We start from the raw sequence: 12,653 nt of genomic DNA, 5'->3' as shown, positions 1-12,653 counted from the left end.
CTCATGACCGACGCACTCAAGCGCCTCTCCGACGAGGGTGTGGCGATCTGGCTCGACGACCTGTCACGCGGCCGGATCTCCTCGGGCAACCTCGGCGAACTCCTCGACCAGCAGCACGTGGTGGGGGTGACCACCAACCCGTCCATCTTCCAGAAGGCGATCTCCGAGGGCGCGGGCTACGAGGAGCAGCTCGCCGACCTGGCCGCCCGCCGGGTGACGGTCGAGGAGGCCGTGCGGATGATCACCACCGCCGACGTACGGGACGCCGCCGACGTGCTGCGCCCGGTGTACGAGGCGACCGGCGGTCTCGACGGCCGGGTCTCCATCGAGGTGGACCCGCGGCTGGCGCACGACACGCACGCGACCGTCGCCGAGGCCAAGCAGCTGGCCTGGCTGGTGGACCGGCCCAACACGTTCATCAAGATCCCGGCGACCCGCGCGGGCCTGCCCGCCATCACGGAGACGATCGGCCGCGGCATCAGCGTCAACGTCACGCTGATCTTCTCGCTGGAGCGCTACCGCGAGGTGATGGACGCTTACCAGGCCGGTCTTGAGCAGGCGAAGTCCCGCGGGCTCGACCTGAAGGAGATCTACTCGGTCGCGTCGTTCTTCGTGTCCCGCGTGGACACCGAGATCGACAAGCGGCTCGCGGACATCGGCACCCCCGAGGCCCTGGAGCTGAAGGGCAAGGCCGCGCTCGCGAACGCGCGCCTCGCGTACCAGGCGTACGAGGAGGTCGTCGCCGCCGACCGCTGGCAGGCGCTGTCCCGCGCCGGGGCCAACGTCCAGCGGCCCCTGTGGGCCTCGACCGGCGTGAAGGACCCGGCGTACAAGGACACGCTGTACGTGGCCGACCTCGTCGCGCCCGGCACCGTCAACACCATGCCGGAGCCCACGCTGCGCGCCACCGAGGACCACGGCGAGATCACCGGCGACACGGTCCGCGGCACCTACGACCAGGCGCGCGCGGACCTCGACGCCCTGGCCGGGGTCGGCGTCTCGTACGACGACGTCGTGCAGGTCCTGGAGGACGAGGGCGTGGACAAGTTCGAGACCGCGTGGAACGGCCTGCTGGACTCCACCAAGGCCGAGCTGGAGCGCCTCGCCGGGTCCGGGAAGGGCTGACGCACCGGTGAGCGACGGCTCGAAGCCCCGCGCGCGGACGCGGGACGGGTTCACGAACCCGCTGCGCAGCGCGCAGGACCGCCGGCTGCCGAGGATCGCCGGGCCCTCCGGCCTGGTGATCTTCGGCGTCACCGGCGACCTGTCGCGCAAGAAGCTGATGCCCGCCGTGTACGACCTGTCGAACCGGGGGCTGCTGCCGCCGGGGTTCTCCCTGGTGGGCTTCGCCCGCCGCGACTGGGAGGACGAGGACTTCGCGCAGGTCGTGCACGACTCGGTGCAGCGGTACTCGCGCACGCCGTTCCGCGAGGAGGTGTGGCGGCAGCTGGCCGAGGGGATGCGCTTCGTCTCCGGCGACTTCGACGACGACGAGGCGTTCGGCCAGCTGCGGGACACCATCGAGGAGCTGGACAAGGAGCACGGCACGGGCGGGAACTTCGCGTTCTACCTGTCGGTGCCGCCGAAGTTCTTCCCCACGGTGGTGCAGCAGCTGAAGCGGCACGGCCTGTCCGACCCGCCCGCGGGGTCGTGGCGGCGCGCGGTGATCGAGAAGCCGTTCGGCCGCGATCTGAAGTCGGCGCAGGAGCTGAACCAGATCGTGCACGAGGTGTTCCCGCCCGCCGAGGTCTTCCGCATCGACCACTACCTCGGCAAGGAGACCGTCCAGAACATCCTGGCGCTCCGCTTCGCGAACACGATGTTCGAGCCGATCTGGAACCGCGGCTACGTGGACCATGTGCAGATCACGATGGCCGAGGACATCGGCATCGGCGGTCGCGCGGGCTACTACGACGGCATCGGCTCGGCCCGCGACGTCATCCAGAACCACCTCCTCCAGCTCCTCGCCCTCACGGCGATGGAGGAGCCCGCGTCCTTCGACGCGGACGCGCTGGTCAGGGAGAAGCTGAAGGTCCTCTCGGCCGTGCAGCTGCCCGCCGACCTGGCGCGGCACACGGTGCGCGGCCAGTACACGGCCGGGTGGCAGGGCGGCGAGAAGGTGCCCGGCTACCTGGAGGAGGAGGGCATCGACCCCCAGTCGGTGACCGACACCTACGCGGCGGTGAAGCTGGAGATCGACAACCGGCGCTGGGCCGGGGTGCCGTTCTACCTGCGCACGGGCAAACGGCTGGGGCGGCGCGTCACCGAGATCGCCGTCGTCTTCCAGCGGGCGCCGTACTCGCCGTTCGACGCGACGGAGACGCAGGAGCTGGGGCACAACGCGCTGGTGATCCGCGTCCAGCCGGACGAGGGCGTCACCGTGCGCTTCGGCTCGAAGGTGCCCGGGACGCAGATGGAGATCCGGGACGTCACGATGGACTTCGCGTACGGCGAGTCCTTCACCGAGTCCAGCCCGGAGGCGTACGAGCGTCTGCTCCTCGACGTCCTCCTCGGCGACGCCAACCTCTTCCCCCGCCACCAGGAGGTCGAGCGCTCCTGGGAGATCCTCGACCCGGTCGAGGAGTTCTGGGCCAGGCACGGGCGGCCCGCGCCGTACCCGGCCGGTTCGTGGGGCCCGGCGGAGGCCGACGAGATGCTCGCACGAGACGGACGGAGCTGGCGCCGCCCATGAACATCGACCTCACGGACACGACGTCCGCCCGCATCAACACCGCGCTCGTCGAGGGCCGCCGCACCGTGGGCGCGGCGGTCGGGATGGTGCTGACCCTCGTCATCGTCACGGACGAGGGCAACCACTACGACGCCCTGAAGGCGGCCAGCGAGGCGTCGAAGGAGCACCCGTCGCGCATCCTGGTCGTCATCAAGCGGCCCGGCCGCTCCCCGCGGGAGCGCGCCGGGGCGCGCCTCGACGCGGAGGTCAGGGTCGGCGGCGAGGCGGGCAACGGCGAGACCGTCCTGCTGCGGCTGCACGGCGAGCTGTCGGCGCACGCCTACAGCGTCGTCCTGCCGCTGCTGCTGCCGGACGCGCCCGTCGTCGTCTGGTGGCCGGACGAGGCGCCCGCGCACCCGGCGGACGACCTGCTCGGCACGCTGGCGCAGCGCCGGATCACCGACGCGGCGGCGACGGAGGACCCGGTGGCGGCCCTGGTGTCCCGGGCGGAGGTGTACGCGCCGGGCGACACCGACCTGGCGTGGACGCGCGTCACGCCGTGGCGCAGCGTGCTGGCGGCGGCGCTCGACCAGAAGCACGCGAAGGTGACGGGGGCCGAGGTCGAGGGCGAGGAGTACAACCCGAGCACGGAGCTGCTGGCCCTGTGGCTGGCCGAACGGCTCGACGTGTCGGTGGGCCGGGTCGTCTCCGACGGTCCTGGCATCACGGCGGTGCGCCTCACGACGGCGGACGGCGTGATCTGCCTGGACCGGCCGGACGGCGCGCTGGCCACCCTCGCCGTGCCGGGCCAGCCGGACCGGCACGTGGCGCTGCACCGGCGTTCGACGGCGGAGCTGATCGCGGAGGAGCTGCGGCGGCTGGACCCGGACGAGGCGTACGCGGGCACGGTGCGGCACGGCCTCGGCCGGCTGAACACCCCGCCGGGCACCTCGGCGGCCGAGGCCGCGGCGCCCCCCGCGGGCGCGGCGGAGTCGGTGGACGCCGCCCCGGCGGACGGCGCGCACGGCACCGCCGTGGCCAGGCCCGCCGCGAAGGCCCCGGCCAGGACACCGCGCAAGGCGTCCGTGAAGGCGCCGGGCAAGGCCGCGGGCAAGGCGGCGCAGAAGAAGGCGCCGCGGTCCCGGGCCGCGGGCGGGAAGAACGGGGAGCCGCCGGCATGACCGTGGCACGTGAGCTGGTCGTCCACCGCGACAAGGACCTCATGGCCCAGGCGGTGGCGGCCCGGCTGATCACCAGGATCGTGGACGCCCAGGCCGCGCGGGGCTCCGCGTCCGTCGTCCTCACCGGCGGCAGGAACGGCAACGGGGTACTGGCCGCCGTCGCCGCCTCGCCCGCCAGGGACGCCGTGGACTGGGGCCGCCTCGACCTGTGGTGGGGCGACGAGCGCTTCGTCCCCCAGGACGACCCGGACCGCAACCACGGGCAGGCACGCGCCGCGCTGCTCGACGCCGTGCCGCTCGACCCGGACCGCGTGCACCCGATGCCCGCCTCGGACGGGCCGTGGGGCGCCGACGCCGAGGCGGCGGCGGAGGCGTACGCGGCGGAGCTGGCCGCCGCGCCCGACCCGTTCGACGTGCTGCTGCTCGGCGTCGGCCCTGACACGCACGTCGCCTCGCTGTTCCCGGGGCTGCCGGGCGTACGGGAGACGGAGCGCACGGTCGTCGCCGTGCACGACGCGCCCAAGCCGCCGCCGACCCGTGTCTCGCTGACCCTGCCCACCATCCGCACGGCGCACGAGGTGTGGCTGCTGGCGGCGGGCGAGGACAAGGCGGACGCGGTGGCGACGGCGTTCTCGGAGCCGGGGGAACTGCGTGCCCCGGCGGCGGGGGCGTTCGGCCTGTCGCGGACGCTGTGGCTGGTGGACGTACCGGCGGCGGCCGGGCTGCGCCCCTGAGGCTGACGGACGCCCCCGGCCCCCGCACCGTGACGGGGGGCCGGGGGCGTTCCCGTGTCAGCGGCCGCGGAGCTTCCGGTAGGCGGCGACGAGGGCGGTGGTGGACGGGTCGAGCCCGGGGACGTCGGCGCCCTCGGTCAGCGCGGGCTCCACGCGCTTGGCGAGGACCTTGCCCAGCTCCACGCCCCACTGGTCGAACGAGTCGATGTCCCACACCGCGCCCTGCACGAACACCTTGTGCTCGTACAGCGCGATCAGCTGCCCGAGGACCGAGGGGCTCAGCTCGCCGGCGAGGACGGTGGTCGTCGGCCTGTTGCCGGGGAACGTGCGGTGCGGCACCAGGTCCTCGGCCACTCCCTCGGCGCGCACCTCGTCGGCGGTCTTGCCGAAGGCGAGGGCCTGGCCCTGCGCGAAGAGGTTCGCCATCAGCAGGTCGTGCTGCGCGGCGAGCGCCGGGGACAGCTCGCCGACCGGCCGGGCGAAGCCGATCAGGTCGGCGGGGATGACCTTGGTGCCCTGGTGCAGCAGCTGGTAGTACGCGTGCTGCCCGTTCGTCCCCGGCGTGCCCCAGACCACGGGCCCGGTCTGCCAGTCCACCGGTTCACCCTCACGGGTGACGGACTTGCCGTTCGACTCCATGTCCAGCTGCTGCAGGTACGCCGTGAACCGCGACAGGTAATGGCTGTACGGCAGCACCGCGTGCGACTGCGCCCCGAAGAACGCCCCGTACCAGACACCCAGCAGACCGAGCAGCACGGGCGCGTTGGCCTCGAAGGGCGCCGTGCGGAAATGCTCGTCGATGGTGTGGAAACCGTCGAGCATCTCCCGGAAGTGATCGGGACCGATCGCGATCATCAGCGACAGGCCGATCGCCGAGTCGTACGAGTACCGCCCGCCGACCCAGTCCCAGAACTCGAACATGTTGGCCGTGTCGATACCGAACCGCGCGACCTCGTCCGCGTTGGTCGAGACGGCGACGAAGTGCCGCGCCACGGCCTCCTGCCCCGCGCCGAGGCCGTCGAGCAGCCACTGCCTGGCCGAGGTCGCGTTGGTGATCGTCTCGATCGTCGTGAACGTCTTCGAGGCGACGATGAACAGCGTCTCCGCCGGATCGAGGTCGCGCAGCGCCTCGTGCAGGTCCGCGCCGTCCACGTTGGACACGAAGCGGTGCGTCAGCGCGCGGTCGGTGTACGGGCGCAGCACCTCGTACGCCATGGCCGGGCCCAGGTCGGAGCCGCCGATGCCGATGTTGACCACGGCCCTGATGCGGCTGCCCGTGTGGCCGGTCCACTCCCCCGACCGGACGCGGCGCGAGAAATCAGCCATCCGGTCCAGTACCTCGTGGACGCGCGGGACGACGTTCTCCCCGTCCACCTCCACCACCGCGTCACGCGGCGCGCGCAGCGCGGTGTGCAGCACCGCGCGCCCCTCCGTGACGTTGATCCTCTCGCCCCGGAACATCGCGTCCCGCAGGGCGGCGACGCCGGTGGCCCCGGCGAGCGCGACGAGCAGCCGCAGCGTCTCGTCGGTGACGAGCTGCTTCGAGTAGTCGATGTACAGGTCCCCGGCCCGGACCGTGTACCGCCCGGCGCGGCCGGGGTCGGCGTCGAACTCCGCCCGCAGCCCCACCTCGCCCAGCGCGCTCCGGTGTCCGGCGAGCGCACGCCACTCCGCCGTCTGATCGAGCCTCATGATCCGCCCTTTGTTCTCGCACGCAGGAAACTCCCGCCGCACGCTAGCCGATCACCGGTCCCGCCCCCCACACCGGCTCCCCTGCCCCGGAGAGCGCGGAGGACCCGGGCACCGGCCACAAGGGCCGGCACCCGGGTCCTCCGGGGACGGACGTCTCTAGTGCCGTGGCACTAGATCTCGCCCCGCAGCTTCGCCAGCGCCTCGGCGAGGATCGCCTCGCCGTCGGCGTCGCTGCGGCGCTCGCGGACGTACGCCAGATGCGTCTTGTAGGGCTCGGTACGCGGCGGCGCCGGGGGCGCGTCGCGTTCCGTTCCCGCCGGGAAGCCGCAGCGCGGACAGTCCCAGGTATCCGGAATCTGTGCGTCGCTGGCGAAGCTGGGCTGTGTCTCGTGCCCGTTCGCGCACCAGAAGGAGACCCTCAGCCGGGGCGCGGACTCGCCGCGCTCGGCCTCACCCATGGGCCCCGCCCCGACCCGGCTGCCCCGGATCGCGTTGCCACCTGCCACGGTCGTAACTCCCTGCCTGCCATCCTGCGAAGTCCTCAGTCTATGCAAGGCTCAACGCACGTCCAGTGCTGGGAGTTACTGACTTGCGGGCCCGGCGACCGCCGGGCACCGGAGGCGGAAGCACCGCCTCCGGGCCGCAAGCTAGGACCGCATGAGCAGACCGAGCACCACGATGATCCCCGCCCAGGCGAGGCCGACGACCACGGTGATCCGGTCGAGGTTCCGCTCGGCGACGGACGAACCGCCGACCGAGGACTGCATGCCTCCGCCGAACATGTCGGAGAGGCCGCCGCCCTTCCCCTTGTGCATCAGCACGAGGAGGGCCAACAGGAAGCTGAAGACGATCAGCGCGATCTGGAACGCCGTTTCCACGACTGAACCAACTCTCTCACCAACGGACGGACATTCGATCGGGCTGCCGGGGTGACCGGCACCACGGGGCCGGAGGGCGCGGACGTACCCGCTCCCCCCGGTCCCGGACAGCGTACAGGGGCCCTACTGGTCGCGGAACCGGACGATCTTGACGAACTCGTCCGCGTCCAGCGCCGCCCCGCCGACCAGCGCGCCGTCCACATCGGGCTGGGCCATGATCGCCGCGACGTTCGCCGCCTTGACCGAGCCGCCGTACTGGATGCGCACGCCGTCCGCCAGCGGGCGGCCGTACAGCTCGGCGAGCCGCGCCCGGATCGCGCCGCACACCTCCTGCGCGTCGTCCGGCGTGGCGACCTCGCCGGTGCCGATCGCCCAGACCGGCTCGTAGGCGATCACGACGGACGCGGCCTGCTCGGCCGGGACGTCCTTCAGACCGCCGTCGAGCTGGGCCAGCGTGTGCGCGACGTGCGTGCCCGCCTTGCGGATCTCCAGCGGCTCGCCGACGCACAGGATCGGGGTGATCCCGTGCCGGTAGGCCGCCTTCACCTTGGCGTTGCAGACGGCCTCGTCCTCGCCGTGGTACTGGCGGCGCTCCGAGTGGCCGACGACGGCGTAGGTGCAGTTCAGCTTCGCCAGCATCACGCCGGAGACCTCGCCGGTGTAGGCCCCGGAGTCGTGCGCGGAGATGTCCTGCGCGCCGTACCTGATCCGCAGCTTGTCGCCGTCCACCAGCGTCTGCACGGACCGCAGGTCGGTGAAGGGCGGCAGGACGGCGACCTCGACGGCGTCGAAGTCCTTGTCGGACAGGCCGAAGGCGAGCTTCTGGACATGGGCGATGGCCTCAAGATGGTTGAGGTTCATCTTCCAGTTGCCCGCCATCAGCGGGGTGCGTCCCTCGGTCACGCTGCGCCTTCTCTCGTCGCTCCGCTGCGCGGCCGTACGCCGCGTACCAGCCCGTTCACTCGCTGTCCCCGCCGTCCTGCAGGGCGGCCAGGCCGGGCAGCTCCTTGCCCTCCAGGTACTCCAGGCTCGCGCCGCCGCCGGTCGAGATGTGGCCGAACGCCGACTCGTCGAAGCCCAGGATGCGCACCGCCGCCGCCGAGTCGCCGCCGCCGACGACCGTGAAGGCCGGGCTGTCGAGCAGCGCCTGGGCGACCGCCCTGGTGCCCTCGGCGAAGTCGGGGTGCTCGAAGACGCCCATCGGGCCGTTCCAGAACACGGTGGCCGCGTCGGCGAGCTTCGCGGCGTACAGCTTCCTGGTCTCCGGGCCGATGTCGAGGCCCTGGACGCCGGGGGTCAGCGCGTCGGCGGCGACGACCTGCGGGTCGGCGGGCGCCTTGGTCTTCAGGTCGGGGAACGCCTTCGCCACGACGACGTCCACCGGGAGCACGAACTCGACGCCGCGCTCCGCCGCCTCGCGCAGGTAGCCCTGCACGGCCGGGATCTGGTCCTCCTGGAGCAGCGAGTCCCCGACCTCGTGGCCCTGGGCCGCGAGGAAGGTGTACACCATGCCGCCGCCGATGAGGATGCGGTCGGCGCGCTGGAGGAGGTGGCCGATCACGCCGAGCTTGTCGGACACCTTCGCGCCGCCGAGGACGACGGCGTACGGGCGCGCCACATCGTCGGTGAGCTTACGCAGGACGCCGACCTCGGTGGCGATCAGCCCGCCGGCCGCGTGCGGCAGCCGGGCCGGGAGGTCGTACACGGAGGCGTGCCTGCGGTGGACGGCGCCGAAGCCGTCGCCCACATAGACGTCGGCGAGGGCGGCGAGGCTGTCGGCGAACGCGCCGCGCTCCGCGTCGTCCTTGCTGGTCTCGCCCGCGTTGAAGCGGAGGTTCTCCAGCAGGGCGACCTCGCCGTCGGCGAGCCCCTCGACGGTGGCGCGCGCGCTGTCGCCCACCGTGTCGGAGGCGAACGCGACGGGCTTGCCGAGGAGTTCGCCGAGCCGCTGGGCCACGGGGGCGAGGGAGTACTGCGGGTCGGGCGCGCCCTTGGGGCGGCCGAGGTGCGAGGCGACGATCACCCGCGCGCCCGCGTCGGCGAGCGCGGAGATGGTCGGCACGGCGGCCCGGATGCGGCCGTCGTCGGTGATGGTCCCCTCCGACAGGGGGACGTTGAGGTCGGCGCGGACGAGGACCCGGCGGCCCGCGACCTGGAGGTCATCGATCGTCTTCATGGTTTCGTTGACTCCTGAAGTGGCGCAAGGCCCGCAGCGTGTGCTGCGAGCCCTGCTTGAGGGGACCGGTCAGAGCCGTTCGCCGACGTAGACGGTCAGGTCGGCGAGGCGGTTGGAGTAGCCCCACTCGTTGTCGTACCAGCCGACGATCTTCACCTGCTTGCCCTGCGCCATGGTGAGCGAGGAGTCGAAGGTGCAGGACGCGGGCCAGTTGACGATGTCCGAGGAGACGATCGCGTCCTCGGTGTACTCCAGGATGCCCTTGAGCTGGCTGTCGGCCGCCGACTTGAACGCGGCGTTGACCTCGTCCTTGGTGACCTCGCGGTCCAGCTCGACCACCAGGTCGGTGACGGAGCCGGTGGGGACCGGGACGCGCAGCGCGATGCCGTCGAGCTTGCCCTTGAGCTGGGGCAGGACCAGGGCGGTGGCCTTGGCGGCACCGGTCGTGGTCGGGATGATGTTGATCGCGGCGGCGCGGGCGCGGCGCAGGTCCTTGTGCGGGAAGTCCAGGATGCGCTGGTCGTTCGTGTACGCGTGGACGGTCGTCATCAGGCCCTTGACGATGCCGAAGCTCTCGTCGAGGACCTTGGCCATCGGGGCCACACAGTTCGTGGTGCACGAGGCGTTGGAGATGACGTCGTGCTTGGCCGGGTCGTACTGGTCCTGGTTCACGCCCACGACGATCGTGATGTCCTCGTCCTTGGCGGGCGCGGAGATCAGGACCTTCTTGGCGCCCGCGGCGAGGTGCTTCGCGGCGTCGGCGCGCTTGGTGAAGATGCCGGTGGACTCGATGACGATGTCGGCGCCGACCTCGCCCCAGGGAAGGGCCGCGGGGTCGCGCTCGGCGAAGGTGCGGAACGTGTTGCCGCCGACCGTGATCGTGTCGTCGGTGTGGCTGACCTCTTCCTTGAGGCGGCCGAGGATGCTGTCGTACTTCAGCAGGTGGACCAGGGTGTCGTTGTCGGTCAGGTCGTTGACACCGACGATCTGGACATCCGCCCCCTGTTCAAGGAGCGCGCGGAAGTAGTTGCGACCGATACGGCCAAAGCCGTTGATTCCTACGCGGATCGTCACGAACCGATCTCCTCGTTGGTACGCCGGCGGGACTGCTGCCGACGATGCTGTATGGGATGTCCCCGACCACGGACGACCCTACCGCGCCCCGCTCCGCGAAGTGACACCGGCCAGCCGTGTCCGGCCCCGGAAACCCGGGGCGGGACGGCCGTCCCGGTGGGGGGCGCGGGGTGCCGCGGGACACCCGCGCGGGAGGCGCGGGCGTCCCGTGCGGACGGCCGGTCAGCCGACCATCTCCTCCGTGAGGTTCGACTCGGTGCCCGGGACGCCGAGGTCCTGCGCGCGCTTGTCGGCCATGGCGAGGAGGCGGCGGATGCGGCCCGCGACGGCGTCCTTGGTGAGCGGCGGCTCGGCCAGGGCGCCCAGCTCCTCCAGGGACGCCTGCTTGTGCTCCATGCGCAGCCGCCCGGCGGCGGCGAGGTGGTCGGGGACCTCGTCGCCGAGGATCTCCAGGGCGCGCTGCACGCGGGCGCCCGCCGCGACGGCGGCGCGGGCCGAGCGGCGCAGGTTCGCGTCGTCGAAGTTGGCCAGCCGGTTGGCGGTGGCGCGCACCTCGCGGCGCATGCGGCGCTCCTCCCAGGCGAGCACCGACTCGTGGGCGCCGAGGCGGGTCAGCAGCGCGCCGATGGCGTCACCGTCACGGACGACGACGCGGTCCACGCTGCGGACCTCGCGCGCCTTGGCGGCGATCTGCAGCCGGCGCGCGGCGCCGACCAGGGCGAGCGCGGCCTCGGGCCCGGGGCAGGTGACCTCCAGCGAGGACGAGCGGCCCGGCTCGGTCAGCGAGCCGTGCGCCAGGAAGGCACCGCGCCAGGCGGCCTCGGCGTCGCAGGTCGCCCCGGAGACGACCTGCGGCGGCAGCCCTCTGATCGGGCGGCCGCGGCCGTCCACCAGGCCCGTCTGGCGGGCCAGCTGGTCGCCGCCCGCGACGACCCGCACCACGTAGCGGCTGCCGCGCCGCAGCCCGCCGGGCGCCATGACCACCAGGTCGGAGGAGTGGCCGAAGATCTCCAGGATGTCCCGGCGCAACCGCCGTGCGGCGATCCCGGTGTCCAGCTCCGCCTCGATCACGATCCGCCCGCTGACCAGGTGCAGACCGCCCGCGAAACGCAGGATCGACGACACCTCCGACTTGCGGCAGCAGGTGCGGGTGACGGGAAGGCGGGAGATCTCGTCCTTCACCGCAGCCGTCATCGCCATGGGCCGATCCTTCCATGCATCCGAAAAATACGGTCGTACGCGGCGGCCAGCAGCTCCGGATCGTGCCGGGGCGTCCCGTCGGGCGCGGCCACAGGTGCCAGCTGCACCCCGGCTCCCAGCCGTTCGGCCGCCTCGCGCAGACTCTCCTGGTCCGGCACGGCTGCCTGGTCGGCCAGCACCACGTCAAAGGCGAGTTTAGGGGCGTGTTGTACCAAAACCTCCACATGACGCTGCGGGGAGAAGCCATCAGTTTCGCCGGGCTGCGGTGCGAGGTTGAGCGAGAGGACCCGGCGGGCCTTGGTGCGGGTGAGGGCGTCGAGCAGTTCGGGGACGAGCAGGTGCGGGATGACGGAGGAGAACCAGGAGCCGGGGCCGAGCACCACCCAGTCGGCGTCGAGGACGGCCGCCACCGCCTCGGGGACGGCGGGCGGGTCGGCCGGGACGAGGTCGACCTGCCGGACCTCGCCGGGGGTCAGCGCGACGGTGGCCTGGCCGCGGACGCGGCTCAGCTCGTCCGGTCTGCGCGGGTCGTGGCCCCTGACCAGTGCCTCCAGTTCGAGGGGCACGGCGGACATCGGCAGGACCCGGCCGTGCGCGCCGAGGAGCTTGCCGACCAGGTCGAGGGCCCGTACGTGGTCGCCGAGCTGCTCCCACAGCGCGACGATCAGCAGGTTGCCGACGGCGTGGTCGTGCAGCGCCCCCTCGCTCTTGAAGCGGTGCTGCACGACCTCCGACCAGGTCCTGCCCCAGTCGTCGTCGCCGCACAGGGCGGCCAGCGCCTTGCGCAGGTCGCCGGGCGGCAGGACGCCCAGTTCGTCGCGCAGCCTGCCGCTGGAGCCGCCGTCGTCGGCGACGGTGACCACGGCGGTCAGGTCGCCGGTGATGCGGCGCAGCGCGGTGAGCGACGCGGACAGGCCCATGCCGCCGCCGAGCGCGACGACCTTGGGCTGGGCGCCCCGGCCGCGGCCGAGCCGTGGCCGGCCGCCGTGCCGGCCGCGCTCACGGCTCCTCGCTGTCCGGGCCTGCCGGACGCCCTTGCGTGGCATT

At 72.6% G+C, this 12,653-nt stretch carries 12 protein-coding genes; 4 read left to right on the top strand and 8 right to left on the bottom strand.

Going from position 1 to position 12,653, the window contains the following annotated elements; genetic code table 11:
• Positions 1-3 precede the first annotated feature (3 nt).
• Genes tal through pgl form a run of 4 tightly spaced genes read left to right on the top strand, consistent with a single transcriptional unit; the run spans position 4 to position 4,586 of the window.
• Positions 4-1,125, top strand: coding sequence for a transaldolase (gene tal / locus ACIBPC_RS06420; protein WP_398841655.1), 1,122 nt, complete (start codon positions 4-6; stop codon positions 1,123-1,125).
• A gap of 7 nt (positions 1,126-1,132) precedes the next feature.
• The gene (zwf, locus tag ACIBPC_RS06415; RefSeq protein ID WP_362966698.1) at positions 1,133-2,692 is read left to right on the top strand and encodes a glucose-6-phosphate dehydrogenase; all 1,560 of its coding nucleotides are present in this window, start codon (positions 1,133-1,135) and stop codon (positions 2,690-2,692) included.
• A complete protein-coding gene (gene opcA / locus ACIBPC_RS06410) occupies positions 2,689-3,852 on the top strand; it encodes a glucose-6-phosphate dehydrogenase assembly protein OpcA (RefSeq protein WP_398841653.1) in 1,164 nt (387 codons plus the stop codon). The genes zwf and opcA overlap by 4 nt, the downstream gene beginning before the upstream one ends.
• Positions 3,849-4,586 (top strand): 6-phosphogluconolactonase, encoded by a 738-nt coding sequence (gene pgl / locus ACIBPC_RS06405; protein ID WP_362966703.1) that lies wholly within the window; start codon positions 3,849-3,851, stop codon positions 4,584-4,586. The genes opcA and pgl overlap by 4 nt, the downstream gene beginning before the upstream one ends.
• Positions 4,587-4,643: 57 nt before the next feature.
• Here the strand turns inward: pgl and pgi are convergent, their stop codons facing one another.
• From pgi to yvcK, 8 genes are all read right to left on the bottom strand, one after another.
• The gene (pgi, locus tag ACIBPC_RS06400; protein ID WP_398841651.1) at positions 4,644-6,278 is read right to left on the bottom strand and encodes a glucose-6-phosphate isomerase; all 1,635 of its coding nucleotides are present in this window, start codon (positions 6,276-6,278) and stop codon (positions 4,644-4,646) included.
• A 170-nt stretch (positions 6,279-6,448) separates the two neighbouring features.
• The gene (locus ACIBPC_RS06395) at positions 6,449-6,784 is read right to left on the bottom strand and encodes an RNA polymerase-binding protein RbpA (protein ID WP_079032138.1); all 336 of its coding nucleotides are present in this window, start codon (positions 6,782-6,784) and stop codon (positions 6,449-6,451) included.
• Between the two features lie 141 nt (positions 6,785-6,925).
• Positions 6,926-7,156, bottom strand: a complete 231-nt coding sequence (secG, locus tag ACIBPC_RS06390; RefSeq protein WP_362967666.1) for a preprotein translocase subunit SecG — start codon at positions 7,154-7,156, stop codon at positions 6,926-6,928.
• A 123-nt stretch (positions 7,157-7,279) separates the two neighbouring features.
• The gene (gene tpiA / locus ACIBPC_RS06385) at positions 7,280-8,035 is read right to left on the bottom strand and encodes a triose-phosphate isomerase (protein ID WP_362967673.1); all 756 of its coding nucleotides are present in this window, start codon (positions 8,033-8,035) and stop codon (positions 7,280-7,282) included.
• A 79-nt stretch (positions 8,036-8,114) separates the two neighbouring features.
• Positions 8,115-9,332, bottom strand: a complete 1,218-nt coding sequence (locus ACIBPC_RS06380; RefSeq protein WP_398841649.1) for a phosphoglycerate kinase — start codon at positions 9,330-9,332, stop codon at positions 8,115-8,117.
• A gap of 69 nt (positions 9,333-9,401) precedes the next feature.
• On the bottom strand, positions 9,402-10,406 hold the full coding sequence (gene gap, locus ACIBPC_RS06375; protein ID WP_362967664.1) for a type I glyceraldehyde-3-phosphate dehydrogenase: 1,005 nt from the start codon (positions 10,404-10,406) through the stop codon (positions 9,402-9,404).
• Positions 10,407-10,628: 222 nt separating this feature from the next.
• On the bottom strand, positions 10,629-11,606 hold the full coding sequence (whiA, locus tag ACIBPC_RS06370) for a DNA-binding protein WhiA (RefSeq protein ID WP_362967663.1): 978 nt from the start codon (positions 11,604-11,606) through the stop codon (positions 10,629-10,631).
• Entirely contained in the window at positions 11,597-12,652 is a 1,056-nt protein-coding gene (gene yvcK, locus ACIBPC_RS06365) for a uridine diphosphate-N-acetylglucosamine-binding protein YvcK (RefSeq protein WP_362967662.1), read from the bottom strand. The genes whiA and yvcK overlap by 10 nt, the downstream gene beginning before the upstream one ends.
• Position 12,653: the final 1 nt, after the last annotated feature.

The organism is Streptomyces sp. NPDC049879, from assembly GCF_044461265.1.
Classification (GTDB): Bacteria; Actinomycetota; Actinomycetes; order Streptomycetales; family Streptomycetaceae; genus Streptomyces.
The sequence above is the reverse complement of the archived record's forward strand: the minus strand, read 5'-3'. Positions and strand labels throughout refer to the sequence as shown.

Bases quoted from the DNA above. Each gene is read 5' to 3' on its own strand.
- tal (WP_398841655.1), top strand. From the start codon at position 4: ATGACCGACGCACTCAAGCGCCTCTCCGACGAGGGTGTGGCGATCTGG.
- opcA (WP_398841653.1), top strand. From the start codon at position 2,689: ATGAACATCGACCTCACGGACACGACGTCCGCCCGCATCAACACCGCG.
- pgl (WP_362966703.1), top strand. From the start codon at position 3,849: ATGACCGTGGCACGTGAGCTGGTCGTCCACCGCGACAAGGACCTCATG.
- pgi (WP_398841651.1), bottom strand. From the start codon at position 6,278: ATGAGGCTCGATCAGACGGCGGAGTGGCGTGCGCTCGCCGGACACCGG.
- tpiA (WP_362967673.1), bottom strand. From the start codon at position 8,035: ATGGCGGGCAACTGGAAGATGAACCTCAACCATCTTGAGGCCATCGCC.
- ACIBPC_RS06380 (WP_398841649.1), bottom strand. From the start codon at position 9,332: ATGAAGACGATCGATGACCTCCAGGTCGCGGGCCGCCGGGTCCTCGTC.
- whiA (WP_362967663.1), bottom strand. From the start codon at position 11,606: ATGGCGATGACGGCTGCGGTGAAGGACGAGATCTCCCGCCTTCCCGTC.
- yvcK (WP_362967662.1), bottom strand. From the start codon at position 12,652: ATGCCACGCAAGGGCGTCCGGCAGGCCCGGACAGCGAGGAGCCGTGAG.